Genomic DNA, 24,184 nt, shown 5'->3' with positions numbered 1-24,184 from the left:
TTCTACCCAGCGAAGCCAAATGGTGGGCACGGCGCAAGCGCGCCTTTGCCCACCCTACGGCGCCTCCCTCATCCTCTTAGAATCGCCAGCGCGAGCGCCTGCGCGCGCGGCACGATGCTGTCGAGCTCGAGATATTCCTCAGGCGTGTGCGCGAGCCCGCCGACCGGCCCAAGGCCGCAGATGGTCGGCGTGCCCACCGCGGCGGTGAAGCCGGAATCGGCGCAGCCGCCCGAGAACTCGCCCTGTAGCGTGGCAAGGCCAACCTCTCGTGCGGCGGCCCGATAGCCTTCAAACAGCGCCTTCGATTCCGCGCTCTGCACCACCGGCACGAACTCGCCCTTGATGGTCAGCGTCGCGCTGGTGCCCGGCACATAGGCCGTCGCGATGATCTGCTCGATCGCGGTCATCACGGTCGCGCGGTCTGCGGGATCGACATATCGCAGATCGATCTGGCCTTCCGCGTAAGGCGCCGTAGTGTTGACGGATTGTCCGCCCGAGACCAAGCCGACATTGAGCGTGATACCCTTGTCGAGATTGGTCAGCGCGTGGATCTGCACGATCTTGTGCGCGAGCTCGCCGATCGCGCTGACGCCGGCGGCGAAATTGGCGCCGGAATGGGCGGCTTTGCCGGTGATGGCGAAATGCATGAAGATGCCGCCCTTGCGCCCGGTGACGATATTCCCCGTGGGGCGGCCCGGCTCGGCATTGAACACGGCGCGCGCGGCGCGTCCTTCGCGCTCGATCACCGGCCGCGAGGAGGGCGAGCCGATCTCCTCGTCCGAGGTGATCAGCAGCTTGATTGGGTGTCGATTGCCGCCGAACTTGTGGAAGGCGGTCGCCACGAACACGTTCATGACGAGCCCCGACTTCATGTCGGCCACGCCGGGTCCATAGGCGCGGCCGTCCCTGATGGTGAACGGACGCCGTCCGGCCTCGCCCTTGCCGAACACGGTATCGCGATGCCCCATCAACAGCACAGGCTTCTCGTTGCTGCCGGGCTTTGCGACTTCGGCATGGATCGCGTCGCCAAACGTGCCGTGGCTTTCGCGGCGGAACGGAATGCCATGCTCGGAAAAATGCCGCTCGAACCGCGCACCGACCGCATCGACACCTTCCTTGTCGTAGGATCCGGAATCGATGTTCACGACATCGCGCAAGAGATCAATCATCGCCTGCCGCTGCGACGCCAGCCAGTCCGTGATTTGAGCTTCCGACATGTTTATCCTCGTGTGGTTCTCGCGGAGTTATAGAGCTTGGCGCGCGGATGGCCTAGCCACGGGACGCGGTTCCGTCATGCGAAGGATGCTCTTGAGGTTCGTCATTGCGAGCGAAGCGAAGCAATCCAGAGTGTCGCCGCGGAGGGATTCTGGATTGCTTCGCTGCGCTCGCAATGACGAGGTTGGCAGCCTGCGTCAAACAAAGTGCCCGGGACCGGCCCCGGGCATCTACATTCTCGATCAGCGTGAGCGCCGCCTACGCCCCTACCATCGGCATGCGCGGATATTCGCCCGGGGTGCCTGCGGGCGGGATCGGGATGCCGCCGTCGGCGTATTCGTTGAGCTTGTTGCGCAGCGTGCGGATTGAGATTCCTAAGATGTTGGCGGCATGGGTGCGGTTGCCGAGGCAGTGCTTCAGCGTCTCCAGGATGAGGTCGCGCTCGACATCGGCGACGGTGCGGCCCACGAGCGCACGTGTCACCTGCTCGGCGGCCATTGTCGCATGCGCCACGGCCGGCGCGGTCCTGGCGAGGTCGAGGCGGTCACCATCCGGCGTGATGATTGCGTCGGCGCCGATCTCGTCGCCCTGCGCCATCAGCACCGCGCGATGCATGGTGTTTTCGAGCTCGCGGACGTTGCCCTGCCAGCGGTTGGTGGAGAGCACGCGGCGCGCCTCCGCCGAAATCGGGCGCAGCGGCACGCCGTTGGCCTCGGCATATTTCTTCACGAAGTGGTGGGCGAGCTCGAGGATGTCGGCGGGGCGCTCGCGCAGCGGCGGGATCTTCAAATTCACGACGTTGAGACGGAACAGCAGATCCTCGCGGAACGTGCCTTCGCGCACGGCCTCAGCCAAATTGCGGTTCGAGGTCGCGATGATGCGGATGTCGACGGCGACAGGCTTGGTGCCGCCGACGCGATCGATCACGCGCTCCTGGATGGCGCGCAGCAGCTTCGATTGCAAGCGGACGTCCATCTCCGAGATTTCGTCGAGCAGCAGCGTGCCCCCCGTCGCCTCCTCGAACTTGCCGATGCGGCGGGCGATCGCACCGGTGAAGGCGCCCTTCTCGTGGCCGAACAGCTCGGATTCCAGCAGATGCTCAGGGATAGCGGCGCAGTTGATCGAGATGAACGGACGCTTGGCGCGGGCCGAGCGGGTGTGGACGTAACGGGCCAGCACTTCCTTGCCGGTGCCGGACTCGCCGGTGATCATCACCGAGGCGTCGGAGCCTGCGATCTGCTGGGCAAGCTTGATCACCTTGGCCATCGCCTCGTCGCGATAGACCAGCTCGCGGGAATCGTTGGCAACGGCAGCCAGCACCGCCGCGATCAGCTCCGGATCCGGCGGCAGCGGGATGTATTCCTTGGCGCCGGCATGGATCGCGGCGACCGCGGCGCGGGCGTCGTTGGTGATGCCGCAGGCGACGATCGGAGCGTGGATGTGCTCCGCCTCCAGCCGCATCACGAGGTCGCGGATGTCGAGCGCGACGTCGACCAGCAGGAGGTCGGCCCCCTTGCCGCTGCGCAGGACGCGCATCGCCTGTTCGTGATCCTCAGCGTGGGTCACGGTGGCGCCGTTCTCCATCGCGATCTTGGTGGCCGTGGTGAGCTGGCCCTTCAAGGTGCCAACGATGAGAAGCCGCATGTCAGTCTCCTGTCCGTCTGGTCGCGCCGTTGCGCGTCATTGTCTTTATTTGTGCTAACCGCGTTCGGTCTTGATGATTTCGGTCATGGTCACGCCGAGCTTATCTTCGACCAGCACCACCTCGCCGCGGGCGACGAGCCGGTTGTTGACGTAGATGTCGATGGCCTCGCCGACGCGGCGGTCGAGCTCGAGCACGGTGCCGGGCCCGAGCTTCAAGAGCTCGCCGACGTCCATCTTGGAGCGGCCGAGCACGGCCGAGACCTGCACCGGCACGTCGAACACGGCTTCGAGGTCGGCAGCAACGCGCGAGGCATATTCGTCCTCGGTGTAGCCGACATCGGTACCGGTCGGCGGCATCGGGCCGTTGAGATCGGGCAGCGGGACCTGTCCGTCGGTGTCGCTCATGGCTTAATTCCCCCTGCGGGACGCGATGTAGCGTCCGACCATTTCGTCGATCTTGGCCGCGATGGCGCCGCGCTCCAGCACGACCCCGCCATCGGCCCATTCGATTCGGCAGTCGCCGGTGGCAATCTCCGGCTCAGCCAGGATCACCAGCCGGCCCTCGAAGCCGCTCTGCTTGGCGAGCCGCTCGATCTTGTCGCGCGCAGCGTCGTAGAGCGCGTCGTTGATGCGGACGACGAGATGCGGCGTCGCCACCAAATGCGAGAAGCAGTCCTTGACGAGTGCGACGATCTCGCCGAGCGGCTCGGCGGCGACCAGATCGGCGCACAGCTTGCGGGCCACCGCGAGCGCGACGTCGACAGCCTCGGTCTCCATCTTGGACTCGATGTTGCCGATCCCGGAGGCGATGCCCCGGATCGCGATGTTGATCTCCTCCATGGCCAGCGCAACGCGGCGGTCGCTCTCGGCCTTGGCCTCGCGCTGGCCGGCGGCAAAGCCGTCCTGATAGGCGCGTGCCTCGGCTTCCGCGATCTTCTGGGTGATCTCGGCCGCCGTCGCGGGTTTCTCGCGGCTCGAGCGTTCGGGTGCGGCGAAGTCGGTATCGAACAGGAATTTTGCCGGAGCGCCCATCAGTACACCAGCTCGTCGTCGGCGCGGTTCTTGGTCAGCATGATCTCGCCCTTGGCGGCGAGGTCCTTGGCGAGGTTGACGAGCAGCGCCTGCGCTTCGTCGACATCACGCAGACGCACGGGGCCCATCGCCGCCATGTCGTCCTGGAGCATCCTGGCCGCGCGCGATGACATGTTGCCGAAGAAGAAGCTGCGGACGTCCTCGTTGGCGCTCTTGAGCGCGACGCCGAGCTTGTCCTTGTCGACGTTGCGCATCAGGGTCTGGGCCGAGCCGGAATCCAGCTTGACGAGATCGTCGAAGGTGAACATCAGCGCCTTGATGCGCTCGGCCGATTCCCGGTTGTCCTCTTCCAGCGACGTGATGAAGCGGGTCTCGGTCTGGCGGTCGAAATTGTTGAAGATTTCCGCCATCACCTCGTGGGCGTCGCGGCGGCGGGTCTGCGACAGGTTGGACATGAACTCGGTGCGCAGCGTCTTCTCCACGCTCTCGATCACCTCCTTCTGCACCGCTTCCATCTTCAGCATGCGGTTGACGACGTCGAGCGCGAGTTCCTCGGGGAAGATGCCGAGCACACGGGCGGCGTGCTCCGGCTTCAGCTTCGACAGCACCACCGCGATGGTCTGCGGATATTCGTTCTTGAGATAGTTCGCGAGCACCTCTTCCTGCACGTTGGAGAGCTTTTCCCACATGTTGCGGCCGGCGGGGCCGCGGATCTCGTCCATGATGCCGTTGACGCGCTCCGGCGGCAGGTACTGCTGGAGCAGCCGCTCAGTGGCGTCGAAATTGCCCATCAGCGCGCCCGAGGCCGACATGCGCGAGACGAATTCGAGCAGCATGTCCTCGACGGTGTCGACCTCGACGGTGCCGAGCGTCGACATCTCCAGCGAGAGCTGGCGCACCTCGTCGTCGTCGAGCAGCGACCAGATCTTGCCGCCATATTGCTCGCCCAGCGCCAGCATCAGGATCGCGGCGCGCTTCGGTCCGGACAATTGCTCGGCCGGCCTGCCGTCCTTGGCACGGGTGTTGGCCCGCTGACCGAGCGTGGAGATCACGCTGGTGATGTCGTTGCTGTTGGCGTTTTGCAATGCGGCGGCCATGTCATATCACTTTTTGATTCAGTTGGCTGGGGTTATTTCGCGGGTTCGGTCAGCCACTGGCGGATGATGGCGACGGTTTCGTTGGGATTGCGCTCGGCGAGCTCGCCGACGCGATGAACAGACTGGGCGTGGACCTGGCCCTGGATGGTGGCGACGTCGATCGCGCTTGCGGCGGCGTTCGGCAGGAGCGGCTGGCCGGCGGGCGCGGCCTCTTCGGAGCTCGCCGGGCCGCTGAGCACGCCGGAGATTGCGGCAGCCATCTCGTCGGAGGCCAGGATGCGCTTGACCAGCGGGCGGATCACCAGAAACAGCACGACCAGGCCGAGCAGCATCATCACGCCGAGCTCGACGAAGTACATGACGTCGTCCTTGGTGAACTGGAGCATGCCGAGGAAGCCGCCAGGCTCGCCGATCGGCGCGGTAGAGGGGGCGTCGGCAAAGCGCAGATTGACGACCTCGACCTGGTCGCCGCGCTTCTGGTCAAAGCCGATCGCCGAGCGCACCAGCGCTGCGATGCGGTCGAGCTGCTCCTTGGTGCGGTCTTGATAGGCGAGCTCGCCTTTGTCGTTTTTGGAATAGATGCCGTCGACCAGCACCGCGACCGAGATGCGGTTCACCCGGCCGGCCTCGGTCACTTCGGTCTTGGTGATGCGGGAGATCTCGTAATTGTTGGTCTCTTCGCTCTTCTTGCTCTGGTCCTTGGCCGCGACGCCGTTGTTCTGCTGGTTGCCGGGCAGCTCGTTGTTGACGGTGACCTGGCCATTGTTGTCGGCGGTCATGCTCTGCTCTTCGCGGGTCTGGCTCGAGCGCAGCACGCGGCCTTCTGGGTCGAATTTGTCCGAGGTCTGGGTGACCTTGTTGAAGTCGAAATCGGCGGAGAGCTGCACGCGGGCGCGTCCCGAGCCGACCACGGAGGAGACGATGTCCTCGACCTGCTTGCGCATCCGCTTCTCGAAGGCGATGCGGCGCTCATCGCCGACCGCCTGCTCCGGATCGGTCGCGGCGCCGTCGGCGAGCAGCTGGCCGGCCTCGTCGACGATTGAGACCCGCTGCGGCTTCAGCCCGTTGACGGCGGAGGCGACGAGGTGGCGGATGGCGCGGATCTGCTGGGCTTCGAGTGAGCCGCGGACGCGGACCACGATCGAGGCCGACGGCTCTGGCGCCTCGCGCGCGAACAGCGGGCGCTCGGGCAGCACGAGGTGGACGCGGGCGGCCTGGATGCGGTCAATGGCGCGGATGGTGCGGGCGAGCTCGCCCTCCAGGGCGCGAAGGTGATTGATGTTCTGGACGAAAGAGGTGGTGCCGAGCGCGTCCGACTTGTCGAACACCTCGTAGCCGACGCCGCCCCCCTTCGGCAGGCCGCCCTCGGCGAGCTTCATCCGCAGGCGCGTGACCTTGTCCTTGGGCACCATGATGATGGAGCCCTCGTTGCGGATCTCGAACTGGATACCCTGGCGTTCCAGGTCCTTGATGATGCCCGAGGAATCCTCGACGCTGAGGTCCGTGAACAGGGTCGTCATCTGCGGCGTGGTCACGCGCATGATGACGAATGCGAAAAAGCCGATGAGCGCGGCGGTGACCGCGATCATCGCCCCGAATCGGGCGGCTCCGATACTTTTCAAAAAGTCCGCAAGACCTTGCAAGCAACCGCCCCAACCAGCTTCGGCCGCTTTCACTGGAAAGGCCGAGTGGGCAATTATTGCCTAGGTGATGGTTTCGATATGGTTAACGACGGTTAAGAGGTCGGACAAAAGTTAACGTCATGAAAAAAATCGGCCTCGCAGGGCGAGGCCGATTTTCGTCAAAAGCCGCAGGTTTCCGGATCGCTTACTGGCGATATTGCTGGATGCGGGTGGTGCGAAGACCCGCCAGACCGTGCTGGTCGATGGAAAACTGCCAGGAGAGGAATTCGTCGACCGTCAGGGTATAACGGCTACAGGCCTCCTCGAGGGAGAGAAGTCCGCCACGGACGGCGGCGACGACCTCGGCCTTGCGGCGGATGACCCAGCGTTTGGTGCCGGGTGCAGGCAGATCCGCGATCGTCAACGGACTGCCGTCCGGCCCGATGACGTATTTTACCCTCGGGCGATGGGGTTCTGTCATGGCGTACTCACAAACTCTCAACCACTGAACTCACGCCAGTAACCCTACGCGTCGCGGCTTAAAAATCCGCTAAGCCTAAGGCTTCAATACAATTCTCGTTGAAACTGGCTGGAACGCGCTCGTCTCCGCGGGCGGGACGGGGGCGTCCAGGCCGGTCAGGAGGCATTTCGTAAATGCTTTACTAACGAACGAGGCCTGAGCGCGGGGTTGGGAGGCCCCGAATTGTCGTCCCGGCGAAGGCCGCGACCCCAGCGGCTTGGCGAGGACTCCTGGTGAGAAAAGTCTTTTGCGGTGCTGCTACGAGGGCCTCATCGATGGATCACGCGGTAAGGTCCTGGCTTCGCCAGAACGACCCGGGGTGTGTAGCGGCACCTCTCTTAATTACTGGCGGTGGCGATGATGCTCTTGACCTGGCTCAGGGTGTAGCTGGCGCCGTCGATGGTGAGCAGCGGCGGCGACTGGGTCAGGTCGACCGACGACACCGTGCCCTGCACCTGCGCGGCGATGCCGACCGTGTTGTTCGCTACATCCTTGCCCGTGGCCGAGATCGTGTACTTGCCGTCGGGCCATTGCGTGCCGTCATTGCCCATGCCGTTCCAGGTGAAGGGGATATCGGTGCCGGCGGCGGCGGTATATTTGCCGGTGAACACGGTCTGACCGCTGGCATTTGCGACGGTGATGTCGACGGTCGAATCGGAGGGCACGTTGAGATGCCAGGTCGCCGACGAGTTCTTCATGGTCGCGGTCGAGCCGTCGACCAGGGCGGTCTTGCCGACGAAGCCCAGCGCCTGGGTTGCCTGCGTGGTCTGCTGGAGCGTGACGAGCTGGGCCAGCGAATCGTTGGTCTTGAGCTGCTGCTCGACGCCGGCGAACTGCACCAGCTGCTGGGTGAACTGGTTGGTGTCGAGCGGATCGAGCGGGTTCTGGTTCTGCAGCTGCGTCGTCAGCAGTGTCAGGAACGTCTGGAAATTGCCGGCGAGCGTCGCGCCGGTGGACGAGCCCAGGCTCGAGCTTGACGAGGATTTCGGGATGTCGGTCGTCCCGGAGACGACGGAAGGGGCGGTGGCGGCATTCGTGGTGGCCATGTCGAATACTCCTTACACTCTGATGTCGACGCCGCTGCTCGATCCGAGCATGCGGCCGTAGCTGCGCCCGACGGGCACGGCTGCAACGGTTTCGTCCTCACTGATGATCAGCCGGCGGGCATTGCCGCCATTGTCGTTGTCCTGGCCGGAGTTCTGGTTGGATGAATTCTGGTCGCGCAGGCTGAAGGACAACCCGTTGCTGCCGGTCTTGAAGCCGGCATCGTCGAGCGCGCGCTGCAGTTGCGGCGCGTCCTGACGCAGCATTTGCAGGGTCTCCGGCTTCTCCACGGTGAGATGCGAGGTGACCTGGCCGTTGCGGTCGACATTGATGCGGACGTCGATCCTGCCGAGATCGATCGGATCGAGGCTGATGTCGAACCGCGACTTGCCGGCGCGTATCGCGGCCGCGATCTCGATCGGGACGCCGCTGATCGGCACCGCCGTGTGGCTTGCCGCGGTCGCAGTGAGCGTCGCGGTCGATGCGGTCGCAGCCGAGGTGGTATTGGTCAGCGGCGCCTGTACGGCGGAGGTGGCTTGTGCGCTGGTATCCGTCGGGGCGACAGTCGCCTGCGGCCCAACCTGAGCGTGCGTGGCGGACGCGCCGGATGCCGCATCAGCGGTGCGCTCGGTGCCGGCTGCCTTGGCGTCAGCCGTTCCGTCATCTGCCTGCGCCCTGGCCGCCTGCGGATGCACGGCGGCGTCGAGGGCCGCTGCGCCCGCTGCTGGCGGCGTGGCGGCGTTCGCCTTACCGGTGCCTTGGCCGATATCGGAGATGTCGGTCTGGGCCTGCGCCGTGGCCGCGGCCTTGAACGAGGTCTTCGGCGTGCCCTGGTCCACGGCGATCAGGCCGCCATTGGCTTTCGCATCGGTCGCGGTGGCTTCGCTCGTGCTGGTCGCGGTCTCGCCGAGCGTGGTCGTGGTGTCCGCATCGACCTTGGCGCTCGCGGTCTTGGCGCTCTTGTCGCCCGCGGTGGCACTGTCGGTCTTGGCGCCCTGGATCTGTGCTGCGGTGGAGGCGCTGGCGGCGAGCCCGGCGGCGGCGATGGTCAGGGGCGAGGCCGAGTTGGTGGCCTGGTTCGCAGCCGCGTTCGGATCGACTGGCACGACCGGGGCGGCAGCGACGATCGCGTTCGGATCGGGCACGGCGATCTGGCTCGCATCGGTCGTCGCGGCGGTAGTCGCATCGACGGCGGCGGTAAGAGTGTCGGTGCCGTCGGTCTTGTCCCCCTTGGTCTCGTCGGACTTGTCCGCCGATTTGGCGTCGGAGGCCTCCGCCTTGTCCTTGGTCTTGCCGGCGTCCTTGGCCGGATCGGCCATCGTGTCGCTCGTCTTGTCGTTCTCGTCATCGGTCTTGGCGGGCGCCGACGCGTCGGCACCATCACTCGCCCTGCTCTGTGAGGGCTCGTCCGCGGACGAGGTGTCGCGCGCATTTCTGTCCAAGGAGCGCGACGAAGCAGAGTCGCTCCGGCGCGGCACAGTGTCCTGCGCCTGCGAGCCTGTATCGTTGCTGATTGCCTGGGTGTTGCTGTCGACCAGCGAGCCGAAGGAATCGGCCGCGGACGTGTCTTTCGCGGCTTGCGACCGGGCAGGCTTCTGCTGCGCGCTTTGGACTTGCACGCTTGCCACGACATCTGATGTCCGACCAACCACAGGCGACCCCTTGGAAACTTCTATGGCATGAGGGTAGCAAGGAGCGGGCCAGGGTCCCTTCCTGGGTGTTTCGGCAATAAAATCAATGCTTTGATGTCTCGGTGCGGCCGCCGATCGCCTGCCGCGACCCCGTCATTTCTGCCTCCCCGGCAAGAATTGCCCTCAGCTGGGTGCCCGCGTGATTGCTTCACCGGAATGCCGCCTATATTAAAGAGGTCACTCTCAGCCGCTTTCGACCGGGGGCCCTTCGTGCCTTTCGGGAACTGAAGTTCCCGGGGATCGCCGATGTCCCGCGAGAAGCAAGAAATCGCGGATGCGCCGCGCGCTGCCGTCAGAACCTAAGGCCGATGCTCAACAGTCTGGATCTCGAAGGCCTTCCTGAGGATACCAGGGTCGTCGTTGCCATGTCGGGCGGCGTCGATTCCTCGACGACGGCTGCGCTGCTCAAGGCTGAGGGCTACGACGTGGTCGGCATCACGCTCCAGCTCTACGATCATGGTGCCGCGACCCATCGCAAGGGCGCCTGCTGCGCCGGCCAAGACATCCACGACGCCCGCGACGTCGCAGCCAAGCTCGGCATTCCCCATTACGTGCTCGACTACGAGGACCGTTTTCGCGAATCCGTCATCGACAACTTTGCCGACTCTTACGCGCTCGGCGAGACGCCGGTGCCGTGCATCGAGTGCAACCGCTCGGTCAAGTTCCGCGATCTCCTGAAGACCGCGCGCGAACTGGGCGCCACCGCGCTCGCCACCGGCCATTACGTCGCCTCGCGGCGCCTCAATGACGGCTCGCGCGCGCTGGTCTGCGCAGCCGACAGCGACCGCGACCAGAGCTATTTCCTGTTCGCGACCACGCGCGAGCAGCTCGGCTTCCTGCGCTTTCCGCTCGGCGACATGACCAAGCCGCAGACGCGTGAGCTCGCGCGCCGGTTTGGGCTCGCGGTCGCCGACAAGCACGACAGCCAGGACATCTGCTTCGTGCCGACCGGGCGCTACACCGACATCATCACCCGGCTGCGGCCGAACGCGATGGACCCCGGCGACATCGTCGATCTCGACGGGCGCGTGCTCGGCCAGCACAACGGCATCGCCAATTTCACCGTCGGCCAGCGCCGCGGCCTTGGCATCGCGGCGACCGCGCCGCTGTTCGTAGTGCGCCTTGATGCCGCAAACCGCCGCGTCGTGGTCGGTCCGCGCGATGCCCTGAAGATGCACCGCATCGTGCTGCGCGACGTTAACTGGATCGGCGATGGCGACATCGACGGCGCCATCGGCGGCGGCCTCGAAATGTTCGTGCGCGTGCGCTCGACCCGGAGCCCCCAGCCGGCGTGGCTGCGCGGCGGCAATGGCCATTACGAGGTCGAGCTCGTCGCCGGCGAGGAGGGCGTCTCACCGGGCCAGGCCTGCGTGTTCTACGACGCACCTGGCGGACAGGCGCGCGTGCTCGGCGGCGGTTTTATTCAGAGCGCCGCGGCGAAGCTTGCGAGCAGCACGGCAAGGCCGCTTGCTGAGGCGGTCCGCGGCTGACGGATGACGATATCAAGCACAACCGGTCGGTCTGGGTTCACCTCTCCCCGGAGGGGAAAGGTCGGATTGCTGCTGGCGATCCCAAGCATGGTCCAGGGCAATCCGGGTGAGGGGCGGCGGCTGTGATTAAGACCGCAACCCCTCACCCGGATCGCATCTTTCGATGCGATTCGATCTCTCCTTATGGGAGAGGTGGACTGAGCCCGCGGCCTTCACCAATTCAACCAAGACTCTTTTCGCTTTAAGTATCCGGGGCAGGGGGCATGGCAGCAGACATCTCGCGGGCCGGGGTCGAGAAGGCCTATGGCCGCTGGGCGCCGGTCTATGATCTCGTGTTCGGCAAGGTGTTCGACGCCGGACGGCAGTCGACTATCGCGGAGGCCGACCGCATCGGCGGCCGCATCCTCGACGTCGGCGTTGGCACCGGCCTGTCGCTCTCGGATTATGCGCGCACCACGAAAATCTGCGGCGTCGACATCTCCGAGCCGATGCTGCGCAAGGCGCAGGCGCGCGTGCGTGCGCTCAGGCTCTCCAATGTCGAAGTGCTCTCGGTGATGGACGCGAAGAATCTCGCCTTCCCCGAAAATTTCTTCGACGCGGTGGTTGCGCAATATGTCATCACCGCCGTGCCCGATCCCGAAGGCACGCTCGACGAATTCGTGCGTGTCTTGAAGCCCGGGGGCGAACTGATCCTCGTCAACCACATCGGCGCCGAGAGCGGCCCGCGAAAGCTGTTCGAGCTCGCCTTCGCACCCGTCGCCCGCCGCCTCGGCTGGCGCCCGGAATTCCCGTGGGCCCGCCTCGTCAACTGGGCCGCAAGGCACGGCGGCGTCACGCTTGCCGAGCGCCGCCCCATGCCGCCGATGGGACATTTTTCGCTGATCCGCTACCGCAAATCGTGATCGTGCGGGCAGGGAACGGGGCGCGCGAGGCGCGCGTTTCCTTCCCATGCGCACGACATCAAACATCATCCTAGCGGGCCTCCTGATCGCCGCCTCTGGCAGCGCGATCGCGCAGGCCCCGCCCGCCCCGGCGACGCCGCCACAACAGACCGCGCCGCCATCCCCGCAACATGCGGCCAATTGTACACCGCAGGACCGCCCGAACCGTCCGGCTGATGGCACGACCACGGGCCAGTCCCGGGAACCGCTTGGCGACAAGCTGGCCAAATCCGAGGGCGTGCTCTGTCCGCCCTCTGGCATCGACCCCGAGATGCATGCCCCAGCGCCCGACACCGGCGGCAACACCCCGGTGATCCCACCCCCCGGCAGCCCTGGCGGCGACCCGAACGTGAGGCCGAAATAGGCCGATTCTTCGCCTCTCCGCCTGCGGGGAGAGGCTCGAATCCGCGCAGAAAGCGCGGGATTCCGGTTGAGGGGACTTCCGCGGGTCTGGTGCGTTAAGCCGGACAATTCCGGCGGCGAAATCGACCGCTTTTCCACCTCAAGCGCCTTGGCGCACCGAAGCTTTTAGCAAACGCGGATTGACTTCCCGCCGCCCCCTTCCTTATATGCCGCGCGTTCGCGAGATCGGCCTTATGCGCCGCCGCGATCCCTGTGGCGGGGTAGCTCAGCTGGTTAGAGCACGGGAATCATAATCCTGGGGTCGGGGGTTCGAGTCCCTCCCCCGCTACCAGATCCAGCGTACACATTTGATTTCCCAAGACTTGGTCGATCGATATTTCGACGCGAGGGATGTCTCATTGATACATCCGGAACGGTCGCTCATCAATGTCAAGCTAGCGCAAAACTAGCGCTCAGATCCGGGTCGCACACGCCCGGTTTGTCGCTGCGAGGCACTACATCTGGCAAATCGGGATCGTCGGAGCTTGCTGATCCTTTGGTGTTGGCAGACGGTGCGTGGCGATTCAGCGATCTAAGCAATATCACCGGTGTCGCCAGCGCATCCTGGCGCAAACTGTGCCGAAACATCGGCGTAGCCCCTCTTCGACCTGCCTTGAGGCAAGTGAGCGAGCCGCATCTCGATCCGCTCGGCGCCTTCATCGTGCGACCGAGCTGAGGGACGCAGCGGTTCCGTCCAAAGGGGGCGCCGCGGACGCCCTGCTCAAACGAGAATCGGGGCGGCGCAATGCATGAACAACGAACGAGAATCTCCGTAATACCCACGTCGTTTGAAGCGAGGGCCTGTGCACAGATGCCGACGCACCGCCTCAATCGACCCATTGTGGCGTCACAACAGCCCCTTGGAGCTGCCGCGCAAACGTGCTCAGCCAAAGTCGGAATTTACAATCAAAGTCAATAAGTTGCTTAGATACCATCGCCTCACGGCCGCGTGATATTTGTGCAACATCGGCGCGAAAACGCTCCACTTGAGGGCAAAACGGTGACGTCTTCCGTTGATTGATCAAGCCTCTTAGGCTCTTATCCAACCCGCGACGGAGGGGGGCATCCCGAGGTCGTCCCGTTTTAGGTGGTTCGCTTAAGTCCCTCGCGTTCAGCGGGTGTGTCCGAAGGCGCGAAGCGACTAAGCGGGGAGTTAAGGGACAAGGGAACCAACCTTAGGGTGTCGTCACCCAGCGGATCCGGAACCTTCCCTATAGAGCAAACTTGGAGGTTTAACATGAAGTTGGTTAAGAGCCTTTTGCTCGGTTCAGCGGCGGGTCTGATCGCCGTTGGCGGAGCACAGGCAGCCGATCTCCCCGTGAAGGCCAAAGCGGTCGAATACGTGAAGATCTGCTCCCTGTACGGTGCCGGATTCTACTACATCCCGGGCACTGACACCTGCATCAAGCTGGGTGGTTACCTGCGCGCTGAAGTCGCGCTGGGAACCAACAGCGTCTACGGCATTGCCAATGGCGCTCCCGGTGGTGCGCACAATCGCCTGAGCAACTACTACACGATGCGTGCTCGTGAAGACCTCAACATCGACACGCGCACCGCGACCGAGTACGGCGTGGTCCGCACGTTCTTCGATGGCGTCTTCTCTTGGACCACGGGCGGTTATGTCGGTACCGGTTCCGCTACGGGCGTGACGGGCTACACCGCCACCACCGCGGGTACGACGACGATCAACCCGACCGATGGCGGCACCTCGGGCGGTTCGCTCGGCGTGTACTACGCCTTCATCCAGTTCGCCGGCTTCACCATGGGTAAGGCCGTGTCGCAGTTCGACGCGCCCTGGACCAACTACCCGGGTAACAACATCGACAGCCTCGTCGGCGGCAGCGGCACGGTTACTGGTGTCAACCAGTTCACCTACACCGCTGACTTCGGTCAGGGCGTGACGGCATCGTTCTCGGCTGAAGATGCGACGGCCTACTACCAGGCCGGCAATCTGAACCTGGCGGGTGCGACTGCGGCCGGCATCGTTGGTGGCTCCTACGGTTCAAACGCCATCGGCGGTTCGCGTTCGCCGAACCTCGTCGCTATGGTGCGCGTCGACCAGGCTTGGGGTCTCTTCCAGGCATCGGTGGCTGCACATGACAACCACGTTGCCTACTACGGCGCGACCGAGACCACCGGCCACCCCGACGACAAATGGGGTTGGGCGGTTCAGCTCGCTCTGTCGATCAAGAACATCCCGACTGGTGCGGGTGACGTGATCAACATTCAGGGCGTCTACACCGACGGAGCAACCCGCTACAACTTCCAAAACCTGGCGGGCAGCTCGTACTCGATGTTCGGTGGTTCGGGCGTTGCGTACCAGAGCATCGGCTTTGCCAATGCGCCTGACACGGTGTTCGTCCCTGGTTCCAATCAGGAATCTGTGAAGACCTGGGGTTTCCGTGGTGCGTACACCCATAACTGGGACCCGTACTGGAACACCGCTATCTATGGTGCCTATGCGCATGCATCGTTCGGATCGCTTGCCAAGGACTTCCTTTGCGGTGGTGGCGGCTTCGCTGGCGCTTTGGCCGTGCCAGGCGTTACCTCGTGTAACCCTGACTTCAACATCGGCCAGGTGGGTGTGATCACTCGCTGGACCCCGGTGAAGAACCTGACGTTCTCGGCCGACTTCAACTGGACGCGTCTGGATCAGAAGTATGCTGGCGTGGTCGGTGTTACACCGGCTGCTACCGTCGCTAAGCCGGCGGCGTTCTACGAGCTGAAGGATCAGGACAGCTTCACGCTGCTCCTCCGCGCTCAGCGCAACTGGTAAGTTCGGTCTGACGACCTGACCTCCAAAGGCCCTCGGCGGGAAACTGCCGAGGGTTCTTTCGTTGATAGGGACATTGCAAAGAGGCCGATGGCGCGTGGACTGACGAGCGAGGCACCAAGACCCGCTGCTTCCGAACAGATAAGCAGATTGGTGAGGTCTATCAGCGCTTCACTTGGTGACATTCAGGCCACGTGGGCTGGCAAGCTCCAACTGAGCGTCCCGCAATTAAACATGCTCGTCATCATCTCCGACGTGGACAAGAAACCGGGGATGTCCGTCAAAACGGTGGCGGAGTTGCTTGCCGTCGAAGGTACGTTTGTCACTGCCCAATCGAAAACCTTGGTCGCGCGAGGATTGCTACAGAAGCGAAGCTCCCGCACCGACAAGCGGATGGTCTATCTCTCACTTACGCCCAAGGCCCGGAAACAGCTCGATGACCTGAAGGAGACGAGGAACGCATTTGACGCCTCCATCAAACAAGCGTTCGGTGAGATCGGCACGTTGCGAACCATCGAATTACTCAAGGACCTCGACAACTGCATTTTGCGCTGCCGGTTGAGGCTGCAGCTTGAAGAGTAGGGACCGCTCCGAACGAGGGAAGGGCACATGGTTATCTTTCCATTTGGCTTCTATATTCTGGAAGGCGGACCATCTATGTGGGCAACCACCTAGACTAGAAGAGCAGAGGACCGGGCGCGCCTACGATGCCTACCGCGGGGGCAGTACGGCTCGCGGGCCGAGCGCGCTCTGCGGACCGCTCGGAACGATATCGACACTTCGCCATCGGCCAGGTCGGCTTGATCACCCGCTGGACCCCGGTCAAGAACCTGACGTTCTCGGCTGACTTCAACTGGACCCACTTGGACCAGAAGATGGCGGGTACGTTCGCTTACGGGGGCGCTGGTGCAATCGCGAAGCCGGCCGCTGTGTACGAGCTGAAGGATCAGGACTCGCTGACCCTGCTGCTCCGCGCTCAGCGCAACTGGTAAGTTCGGTCTAACGACCTGACAGAGAGCCCCGGCGGGAAACCGCCGGGTTTTTTTGGTTTGCTTGCCGCGGAGCCTGCCTGCAATCAGACGCCGTGGGTGTTTGCTGGCCTCGGGACGCCCGACATTGAGCCGGCTGATGCAACAACGCGCAAACTTCGGAAGGTTCAGGGGAGCAATGATGTCCTTGTCCTCGCATGCGTCGCAGCCAAGGCTTTGGGCATCTTCCCCAAAGATGCACTCGAATTTGGGTCGCCCCCGCGTAATGCTGATCGCAATTCAGGCAAGTTTCTCGAATTACTGCTGATTTTCCGGTTTTGGAATGGGGCGGCGGATCCCGCTGCCGCGACCAATGACCTTCAAAGCGCATCGATCTCCGGCAGCGGCCGCATCGCGCAGCGAAGCTCGCGCGAGGAAAGGAACTCTTGCGCATGATCGCGGCTTGAATCCGCGGACCAGCGTCGCCGCCGATTGCTGGTCTGCACGGCCCCGCCTCCAAGCCCCCATACCCCCCAAGGATGGGGCCGTGCTTCACAGCAGGAGATCCCATGCCTGAGCCGACCGAGCAGGAGATCAGAGAGCGCGCGCACCGACTGTGGGAGCAAGCTGGCAAGCCCGAAGGCCGTGAGGACGAGTTTTGGCACGCGGCCGAGCAGGAGCTGCGCAACGAGGACAAGTCGAACACCACGCGGACGCCGGATACGCTGTGACCCGCAAGAAATGCCCATTCTGCTTCGGTCTGGGATGGGTCTGCTCAAACCATCCGCTCCGGGCCTGGAGTGACAAGCTGGGCGGCTGCCGGTGCGGTGAGGGGATGCCGTGCACGTGCAACACGGCCGAAGATCCCGAAATAAGAGTGGTGATCGTGGAAGCGGACACGACGTGGCACTAAAACAGCGACAGTCTCCTCAGCTCGAAGTGCTGGTCCTAGCTGCGTCTGAGCTGCGCGGAACGGAGCTCTCAAAAATGAATTGAGGCTCTGAGCAGCACGGGCTGCGCCGCAGACCGGTTCGCAGGGCGTGGTGGCCACCGTGGACGAGCAGCAAAAGATAGAGCACCAGATTGAGCTCGCAACGCGAGCCGCGGCGCTTGCCAAAGACGAAACCACTGTCGGGCGATTCCGGAGCTTTGCCGACGAGCTGACGCAAAAGCTCCTGCGCATGATGCGGCGCGGCAAGGTGCGGGCACGCGCCTACGAGCTCTGGGAGCAGGCCGGCCGTCCGGCCAACCGCGAACTGGACTTCTGGCTCGAAGCGGAGCGGCAGATCGAAGAAGAACGCGAACAGAGGAAGGGCTCGGGACCGTCATAGCGACGATCGCCGCTGGCGCTGGATGCCGATATTGCCAGCAAGGCGCTTGGCTCCGGCCGCTCGTCTCCTTGCGATAGAAAAAAGCCGCCGGGTTCTTCACCCTGGCGGCTTCAGAAGTCCGTAGCTGTTGATCGCCTCCCAGCTCGTGCGTACCGCCGTTACCTTGTTTGCGGCCATGCTTGGTTTTTGTAGGCGAACGCGGGTGATTCTGCTGTGACTTGAAGCACACAGTGGAAGGACGATGTCGGGCTTCGCGAAGATGCGCGAGAGCTCGGGGCGGGTCGGATGGGGTGGAGCCCTTACAAAATCCATCACGGCTCGTATCCAATGCAAGGCGGCAACGATGATCGTGAAGCCGAATTGCTGGGGGGCTGCTTCTCTGCCGTCGGGCAAAACACCCGCCCACCCGTCGAACCCCTTCCTACATAGATACTTCGCTTTATCGAAATTCGGGATCGGCGTATGTGTCGCCCCGCCTTGGGCCCTCTTGGCTTTGAGAGCGTGGAGCGACGAAGCAAAAGCTCGGCCTGAAAGGGGCCGCGAGATCGGCAAAAACGTGTCGGCGAACCGGGAGACGAGATCCCCGAGCGGCGAGGAACGCTTCCCACCGCTCTCCGTTAGCGGAGCAAACTTCCGGAGCCGTCGCATGACCGATTATCCAAAGCCGCCTTTTCCTGCGCAGCAGCAACCCATGCCCGGTTCGACCCGAGCGATGAATCCCAGGCCGGATCACGGCGAGGAGAGTTACAGGGGCGCCGGGCGCCTGGCTGGAAAGAAGGCGATCATCACCGGGGGTGACAGCGGCATCGGCCGCGCGGTCGCGATCGCCTATGCGAGGGAAGGCGCCGACATCGTCATCTCCTATCTGAATGAGGACGAGGATGCCGCCGAGGTCAAGGCGCTGGTGGAGCGGGAGGGACGCAAAGCCGTTCTGATCCCTGGTGACATCCGCAATCCCGAGCATTGTCGCACGATCGTTCGGCGGACCGTCGAGGAACTCGGCGGCCTGGACATCCTCGTCAACAATGCCGCTCATCAGGCCACGTTCAAGGACATCGCCGACATCAGCGACGAGGAATGGCAGCGGACCTTCGAGACCAACATCCACGCGATGTTCTATCTGACCAAGGCCGCTGTCCCGCATATGCGCCCGGGCGCCGCGATCGTGAACACGGCCTCGGTGAACTCCGACATGCCGAACCCCAGCCTGCTCGCCTATGCCACCACCAAGGGAGCCATCCAGAATTTCACCGGCGGACTTGCCCAGATGCTGGCGGAGAAGGGCATTCGGGTCAACGCCGTCGCCCCGGGTCCGATCTGGACGCCGCTCATTCCCTCGACGATGCCGGAGGATAGGGTCAAGAACTTCGGCAAGCAGGTTCCGATGCAGCGCGCCGGCCAGCCGGCCGAGCTCGCCACCGCCTACGTCATGCTCGCCGATCCGCTCTCGAGCTACACATCAGGGGCGACCCTGGCCGTCACGGGCGGCAAGCCGTTTATCTGACCGGCGACGTCAATGATTGCAATGACGAGGTTGAGAGCGCATGGCTGCTCTCCTCTCGTGCCCCGGACGCAGCCCCATTTCAGCGATGCGCTGCAGAGCCGGGGCCCATCTTGCCGCATCGTATTGTCCGCCTTCTAGGTCCCAGCTCTGCGCTACAACGCTCAAAGCGTTGCAGCTTGTCCGGGACACGCGAGTGAGCGGCGACGATGTTGTTTTCGCGCTCACCCGCGCTCCCGTTAGCTGCGATACCACGCCCCCAGATTCCACGTTATGGTGTCCCACCCCGAGATGTCGACCATGAGGTTGTTGACGCCGGCGTTGACGATGTTGCGCGAGAGCAGCGGCAGGAACACGTTGGCTTCACAGAAGATCTCGTCGACCTTGATCAGCAGTGCGGCGCGCTTGACCGGATCGAGCTCGTTCTGCGCGGCCTTATAAGCCTTGTCGGCCTCGGGATCGGAGTAGCGCGAGTTGTTGCGGCCGAGCCATTTGTTGTCCTTGCTGGCGATCTCCCAGGAGACGCACTGGTTCAAGAACCGCTCCGGATCGGGCTGCGGCTGCGTCGTGTTGTACATCTCCATATCGGCATAGAATTTCGAGTAGGTGTCGGGGTTGCCGACGTCGGAGGAAAAGAACACCGATGCGGTGACCGATTTGAGCTCGATCTCGATGCCGGCCTTCTGGCAGGCCTGCTTGATGATGGCCTGGGTCTTCTGGCGCGGAGCGTTGGTCGAGGTCTGGAAGACGTATTTGAGCTTCTTGCCGTCCTTCTCGCGGATGCCGTCCGCGCCCTTCTTCCAGCCGGCCTCGTCCAAGATCTTGTTCGCCTTGTCGACATCGAACTCGTATTTGAGCTTGCTGGACTTGAACTGCGGAGGCTGGTTGACGAAGCTCGCGGTCGCGATGCCGCCGCGGCCGTAGATGAATTTCTGGATCGACTCGCGGTCAATCAGCAAGTTGATCGCGCGGCGCACGGCCGGATCGGACAGCGTCGGGTGCTTGGTCTTGACGCTGGAGCGCTCGCCGTCGACCTCGGTCCACGGGTCGGTCGTGTTGAGGATGATGAACTCGACATTGCCCGACACGGTGACGTCGACCTTGCCTTTGCCGCTCGCCTCCATGCGCTTGAGCACCTCCTCCTCCACCTGCATGTTCCAGGCATAGTCGTATTCGCCGGTCTGCAGCACCGCGCGTGCCGCGGACACCGCGTCGCCGCCGCCCTTGACCTCGAGCGTGTCGAAATGCGGCTGGTTCTTGACGTGATAGTCGGGATTGCGTTCGGCGCGGATCATGTCGCCCGGCTTGAACTCCACGAATTTGTAGGGGCCGGTGCCGACCGGCTTCAGATTGCCGGGCGCTTCGCGCGACTTGGCGCCGGCATAGTCGCCGAAGTGATGCTTTGGCAGGATCTGACCGACCGAGCCGACGAACGGGTCGGCCCAGAACGGCGTCGGCGCCTTGAAGGTCACCTTGACCGCATGGTCGTCGATCTTCTCGACCTTGATGTCCTTGTAGGAGCCCGTGGTGTAGGCGGCGGTTGCGAGATCCGCGGCGTACTGCCAGGTGAAGACGACGTCGTCGGCGGTGAAGGGCTTGCCGTCATGCCATTGGACGCCCTGCTTGAGCTTCCAAATCACGCTCATGCCATCCGCCGCGAGGCCGCCGTTCGCCTTGGTCGGAACCTCGGCGGCAAGGCAGGGGATGAGATTGCCGTCCTTGTCCCAGCCGGCGAGCGGCTCAAAGAAGACGCGTGAGGCGATCTGGTCCTTGGTGCCGCTCGCGAAATGCGGATTGAGCAAAGTGGGAGCCTGCCAGAGCAGGAGCTTGAGCGGGCCGCCGCCGCCCGCCTTCGTTGGCTTGTACGGCAGCGTGGCATCCGCCATCGCCACATCGTGCCAGACCAGGATTTGGCTCGCGATCGGCGCTGTGATTCCGATCGCGGCTACCCTTTGGATGAACGAGCGTCGCGACAGCGTGCCTTGCTTCACCTCCGCGATCAGATTGCGGATTTCATTCTCGTTCATCGGATGCTCCCCACTCGTCCCAAGAAAAAAGTCGTCACCAGAAGTGACGCAGTCTAGCTCAGGAGGTGAGCGTGCGGGAGTCGAAGATGTCGCAGTGGTTTGGTCCGAGCAACGCGACCTTGGCGGCTCCGAGGCGGAGCCGCCAACGCGTCGTCAAGCGGCGTTGGAGGCCTTGGCATTGACGCCCTTGCGCAGCGCCACCGTGTTGAGCTTGGTGTTCGCGGCCTTTTCCTCGTTCAGATTGGTGGTGAGGAAGCGCACGATCTCGTCGTGGCCGAGCTCTTCGGCCCATGCGATCAGCGTGCCGTAGCGGCACATCTCGTAGTGCTCGACAGCTTGCGCGTTCGCGACGATGGCGGCGTCCAGCACGGCCTTGTCCTCGATCTCCCCGGCGGTCTCGTCGGCCTCCTTGATGAGACCGTCGATCCCCGGGCAGTGGGTTCCGCTCGGCTCCTTGCCGAGCTTCGCGAAGACCTTGTCGAGCCGCTCGACCTGCTTGCGCGTCTCTTCCAGATGGGCCTTCAGGCCGGCGACGAGGTCCCTGTTGGTGGCCTTCTCGATCATCGTCGGCAGCGATTTCAGGATCTGCTGCTCGGCATAATAGATATCCTGGAGACCATGGATCAGCAGGTCCTCCATCGATTTGATGTCCTTGGTGAAGAAACCCATAAAAGACTCCTCTTTAACAATGATGGCAGGGGAACGCCGCAGCGGGCCGGCTGTTCCCGCCTGGCTCACCAAGACGAGAGTCGGGATGAGCGGCGAAAGAGCGCGGGCGCATTCGTTCCCCACATCGGATCGAAAGGAGAAACCTTCTCCGCATCAGCCGGCCAAAAAGGATTTCAATTTCATTGATTTCGCGCGGCGGAGAAGCGAATACGGTTCCAATCGTTGCCGCAAGACCATGGAGACCAAGATGTCGTTTCGCCTGCCCCTGATTCTCTCGACCGTGCTCGCCGCCTGGTCGGCGGCGGCTGCCGCCGAGACCATCAAGATCGGCGTGACGCCGGGACCGCACGCGCAGATCTTGGAAGCGGTAAAGCCGATCGCCGCCAAGCAGGGCCTCGACATCCAATTGATCGAGTTCTCCGACTATGTCGTGCCGAACGCGGCGCTCGATGCCGGCGAGATCCAGGCCAATTCATTCCAGAACCAGCCTTACCTCGACAACCAGAAGGCCGACCGCGGCTACAAGATCGAGGCCGTCGCGCTCACCGTGAACTTCCCGATCGGCGTGTACTCGAAGAAGCACAAGGCCTTCTCCGATATTCCCGACGGCGGCAAGATCTCGATTCCGAACGATCCAACCAATGGTGGTCGCGTGCTGCTGCTGCTGCGCGACAAGGGCGTCATCAAGCTGAAAGAGGGCACCGGCTTCAAGCCGACCGTGCTCGATATCACCGACAATCCCAAGAAGCTGAAATTCATCGAGGTCGATGCAGCGCAGGCGCCGCGCGCACTCGACGACGTCGACGCTGCCGCGATCAACACCAATTATGCAACTCAGGCGGGCCTCGATCCCGTCAAGGATCCGATCCTGCGCGAGGACCCGAAGGGGCCCTATGTCAACCTGATCGCCGTCCGCAGCGCGGACAAGGCCAAGCCTTGGGTCAAGACCCTCGTCGACAGCTACCACACGCCGGAGGTCAAGGAGTTCGTCCTGACCAAGTTCAAGGGCGCGGTGCTGCCGAGTTGGTAGGCAACCTGCTCAGCAATAATCCCACGCAGCGGTGATCCCGGCGGGCAGCCCTGCGCAATGCCCGCTTGTCTGGAGCTGCGGCAACCGACATCATCGGCTCGTGGCCATCCTCGCCCGACAGGGGTCGTATGAAACGCTTTGCAAACCCGAAACGACTGGGATTTTTCACGCGGCTGCTCGATGAGGCTCCGCCGGCCGAGCGATATCGCTACGCGGCCGAGCAGATCGTGCGCGCGGAAAAGGCGGGGCTCGATTCCGCCTGGATTGCCCAGCATCATTTTCACGAGCGCGAAGGCGGCCTGCCGTCGCCCTTCGCCTTCCTCGGCTACGTCGCCGCGCAGACCTCGCGCATCCGTCTCGGCACCGGCATCGTGACATTGCCGCTGGAGAATGCGGTGCGGGTGGCGGAGGATGCCGCGGTGCTCGATCTCCTCTGCAATGGCCGTTTCGAGCTCGGCGTCGGCACCGGCGGCAACCCGTCGGCCTTCGCGGCCTTCGGTCTCGACAGTGCGCAGCGCAACGAGATCTTTGCCCGCAATCTGGAGGTCGTCCGCGCGGCGTTGGTCGGCAATCCTCTTGATGGCGGGGACACGCTCTATCCGCAACGGCCGGAATTGGACAAGCGCATCTGGCAGGCCACATTCTCGGCCGCGGGCGGCGCCCGGGCAGGCAGGGCGGGCGATGGCCTATTGCTGTCGCGCACCCAGCCGCGGACCAAGGAGGCGCCGAAGGCCACGCTGGCCGAGATCCAGAATCCGATCATTGATGCCTATCTCGAAGCGCTGCCGCCAGGATGCGAGCCGCGCATCATGGCCTCGCGCAGCGTCTTCGTCGCCGACGACCGGGCTGAGGCGATGCGCCTTGCCGATATCGGGCTGCGGCGCGCGCTGCCGCAATTTCTCAAGGGCGGCCACGCCAGGCCCGGCGAAACTCTGGAGGAGATGATCACCGCGTTCGACACTCATGTCGGCGCAGCCGACGACGTCATCGCCTCGCTGCGCAGCGATGCCACGCTGGAACGAGTGACCGATCTGGTGTTCCAGGCGCATTCGGTCGATGCGCCGCATCCCTATATCCTGCGCTCGATCGAGCTGGTCGCGGAAAAGGTCGCGCCGGCACTGGGCTGGACCCGGGCGGCGCCCGCTGTGGCCATGGCGGGCTGATTGGAATCAACGGAAATCACGTCG

Annotated in this window: 22 protein-coding genes, 1 tRNA gene and 1 pseudogene; 13 read left to right on the top strand and 11 right to left on the bottom strand. The window is 63.8% G+C overall.

All coding sequences use genetic code 11. The features are described 5' to 3' along the window. Positions 1-68: 68 nt before the first annotated feature. The 9 genes from IVA96_RS30395 to IVA96_RS30355 all read right to left on the bottom strand — a co-directional run bounded on the left by IVA96_RS30395 (position 69) and on the right by IVA96_RS30355 (position 9,826). Positions 69-1,217, bottom strand: a complete 1,149-nt coding sequence (locus tag IVA96_RS30395) for a M20 family metallopeptidase (RefSeq protein WP_247421069.1) — start codon at positions 1,215-1,217, stop codon at positions 69-71. 256 nt (positions 1,218-1,473) lie between these two features. Continuing rightward, positions 1,474-2,859 carry a sigma-54 dependent transcriptional regulator gene (locus tag IVA96_RS30390; protein WP_247421065.1) on the bottom strand — a complete coding sequence of 462 codons (1,386 nt, stop codon included), beginning with the start codon at positions 2,857-2,859 and terminating at the stop codon, positions 1,474-1,476. A 54-nt stretch (positions 2,860-2,913) separates the two neighbouring features. Beyond that, a complete protein-coding gene (gene fliN, locus IVA96_RS30385; RefSeq protein WP_247280371.1) occupies positions 2,914-3,264 on the bottom strand; it encodes a flagellar motor switch protein FliN in 351 nt (116 codons plus the stop codon). A gap of 3 nt (positions 3,265-3,267) precedes the next feature. Then, positions 3,268-3,891, bottom strand: a complete 624-nt coding sequence (locus IVA96_RS30380) for a FliH/SctL family protein (protein WP_247421062.1) — start codon at positions 3,889-3,891, stop codon at positions 3,268-3,270. Next, the gene (gene fliG, locus IVA96_RS30375) at positions 3,891-4,988 is read right to left on the bottom strand and encodes a flagellar motor switch protein FliG (protein ID WP_247421060.1); all 1,098 of its coding nucleotides are present in this window, start codon (positions 4,986-4,988) and stop codon (positions 3,891-3,893) included. The genes IVA96_RS30380 and fliG overlap by 1 nt, the downstream gene beginning before the upstream one ends. 32 nt (positions 4,989-5,020) lie before the next feature. Further along, complete coding sequence (fliF, locus tag IVA96_RS30370) at positions 5,021-6,631, bottom strand: flagellar basal-body MS-ring/collar protein FliF (protein ID WP_247421058.1); 1,611 nt, start codon at positions 6,629-6,631, stop codon at positions 5,021-5,023. 184 nt (positions 6,632-6,815) lie between these two features. Continuing rightward, complete coding sequence (locus tag IVA96_RS30365; RefSeq protein ID WP_002714638.1) at positions 6,816-7,091, bottom strand: DUF1153 domain-containing protein; 276 nt, start codon at positions 7,089-7,091, stop codon at positions 6,816-6,818. A 377-nt stretch (positions 7,092-7,468) separates the two neighbouring features. Further along, a complete protein-coding gene (locus IVA96_RS30360) occupies positions 7,469-8,176 on the bottom strand; it encodes a flagellar hook capping FlgD N-terminal domain-containing protein (protein WP_247280367.1) in 708 nt (235 codons plus the stop codon). 12 nt (positions 8,177-8,188) lie between these two features. Further along, positions 8,189-9,826 carry a flagellar hook-length control protein FliK gene (locus IVA96_RS30355; RefSeq protein WP_247421055.1) on the bottom strand — a complete coding sequence of 546 codons (1,638 nt, stop codon included), beginning with the start codon at positions 9,824-9,826 and terminating at the stop codon, positions 8,189-8,191. A gap of 347 nt (positions 9,827-10,173) precedes the next feature. Here IVA96_RS30355 and mnmA point away from each other — a divergent pair, with 347 nt between their 5' ends. The 11 genes and pseudogenes from mnmA (at position 10,174) to IVA96_RS30300 (ending at position 19,274) form a co-directional block, all read left to right on the top strand. Then, entirely contained in the window at positions 10,174-11,355 is a 1,182-nt protein-coding gene (mnmA, locus tag IVA96_RS30350; RefSeq protein ID WP_247421052.1) for a tRNA 2-thiouridine(34) synthase MnmA, read from the top strand. Positions 11,356-11,618: 263 nt separating this feature from the next. Then, entirely contained in the window at positions 11,619-12,257 is a 639-nt protein-coding gene (locus tag IVA96_RS30345; protein ID WP_247306944.1) for a class I SAM-dependent methyltransferase, read from the top strand. Between the two features lie 46 nt (positions 12,258-12,303). After that, entirely contained in the window at positions 12,304-12,660 is a 357-nt protein-coding gene (locus IVA96_RS30340) for a hypothetical protein (RefSeq protein ID WP_247280363.1), read from the top strand. Between the two features lie 253 nt (positions 12,661-12,913). After that, positions 12,914-12,990, top strand: a tRNA-Met gene (locus IVA96_RS30335). A 945-nt stretch (positions 12,991-13,935) separates the two neighbouring features. Then, entirely contained in the window at positions 13,936-15,474 is a 1,539-nt protein-coding gene (locus IVA96_RS30330) for a porin (RefSeq protein ID WP_247421049.1), read from the top strand. A gap of 231 nt (positions 15,475-15,705) precedes the next feature. Continuing rightward, positions 15,706-16,053 (top strand): MarR family transcriptional regulator, encoded by a 348-nt coding sequence (locus tag IVA96_RS30325; protein ID WP_247421046.1) that lies wholly within the window; start codon positions 15,706-15,708, stop codon positions 16,051-16,053. Positions 16,054-16,250: 197 nt separating this feature from the next. Further along, positions 16,251-16,463 (top strand): annotated as a pseudogene (locus tag IVA96_RS30320) (porin); the annotation flags it as partial. A 96-nt stretch (positions 16,464-16,559) separates the two neighbouring features. Next, a complete protein-coding gene (locus IVA96_RS30315; protein ID WP_247421043.1) occupies positions 16,560-16,895 on the top strand; it encodes a hypothetical protein in 336 nt (111 codons plus the stop codon). A gap of 113 nt (positions 16,896-17,008) precedes the next feature. Then, a complete protein-coding gene (locus tag IVA96_RS30310) occupies positions 17,009-17,170 on the top strand; it encodes a DUF2934 domain-containing protein (protein ID WP_247278282.1) in 162 nt (53 codons plus the stop codon). 312 nt (positions 17,171-17,482) lie between these two features. Then, positions 17,483-17,770: a DUF2934 domain-containing protein gene (locus tag IVA96_RS35930; RefSeq protein ID WP_247278283.1), complete on the top strand. Its 288-nt coding sequence runs from the start codon at positions 17,483-17,485 to the stop codon at positions 17,768-17,770. 646 nt (positions 17,771-18,416) lie between these two features. Continuing rightward, entirely contained in the window at positions 18,417-19,274 is an 858-nt protein-coding gene (locus IVA96_RS30300; RefSeq protein WP_247278598.1) for an SDR family oxidoreductase, read from the top strand. Between the two features lie 236 nt (positions 19,275-19,510). Here IVA96_RS30300 and IVA96_RS30295 read toward each other — a convergent pair whose 3' ends face one another. Both IVA96_RS30295 and IVA96_RS30290 read right to left on the bottom strand, forming a co-directional pair. Then, positions 19,511-21,298 carry a peptide ABC transporter substrate-binding protein gene (locus IVA96_RS30295; protein ID WP_247421039.1) on the bottom strand — a complete coding sequence of 596 codons (1,788 nt, stop codon included), beginning with the start codon at positions 21,296-21,298 and terminating at the stop codon, positions 19,511-19,513. Between the two features lie 153 nt (positions 21,299-21,451). After that, complete coding sequence (locus IVA96_RS30290) at positions 21,452-21,967, bottom strand: ferritin-like domain-containing protein (protein ID WP_247421036.1); 516 nt, start codon at positions 21,965-21,967, stop codon at positions 21,452-21,454. Between the two features lie 235 nt (positions 21,968-22,202). On the opposite strand from IVA96_RS30290, the gene IVA96_RS30285 reads away from it, so the two are divergent. Together IVA96_RS30285 and IVA96_RS30280 are read left to right on the top strand one after the other, a co-directional pair. Further along, positions 22,203-22,997: a MetQ/NlpA family ABC transporter substrate-binding protein gene (locus IVA96_RS30285; RefSeq protein WP_247421104.1), complete on the top strand. Its 795-nt coding sequence runs from the start codon at positions 22,203-22,205 to the stop codon at positions 22,995-22,997. Positions 22,998-23,125: 128 nt separating this feature from the next. Further along, positions 23,126-24,160 carry a putative FMN-dependent luciferase-like monooxygenase gene (locus IVA96_RS30280; protein ID WP_247421032.1) on the top strand — a complete coding sequence of 345 codons (1,035 nt, stop codon included), beginning with the start codon at positions 23,126-23,128 and terminating at the stop codon, positions 24,158-24,160. Positions 24,161-24,184 lie beyond the last annotated feature (24 nt).

This window comes from Bradyrhizobium sp. 159, assembly GCF_023073795.1.
GTDB lineage: Bacteria > Pseudomonadota > Alphaproteobacteria > Rhizobiales > Xanthobacteraceae > Bradyrhizobium.
This window is presented reverse-complemented; position numbering and strand designations above follow the sequence as displayed.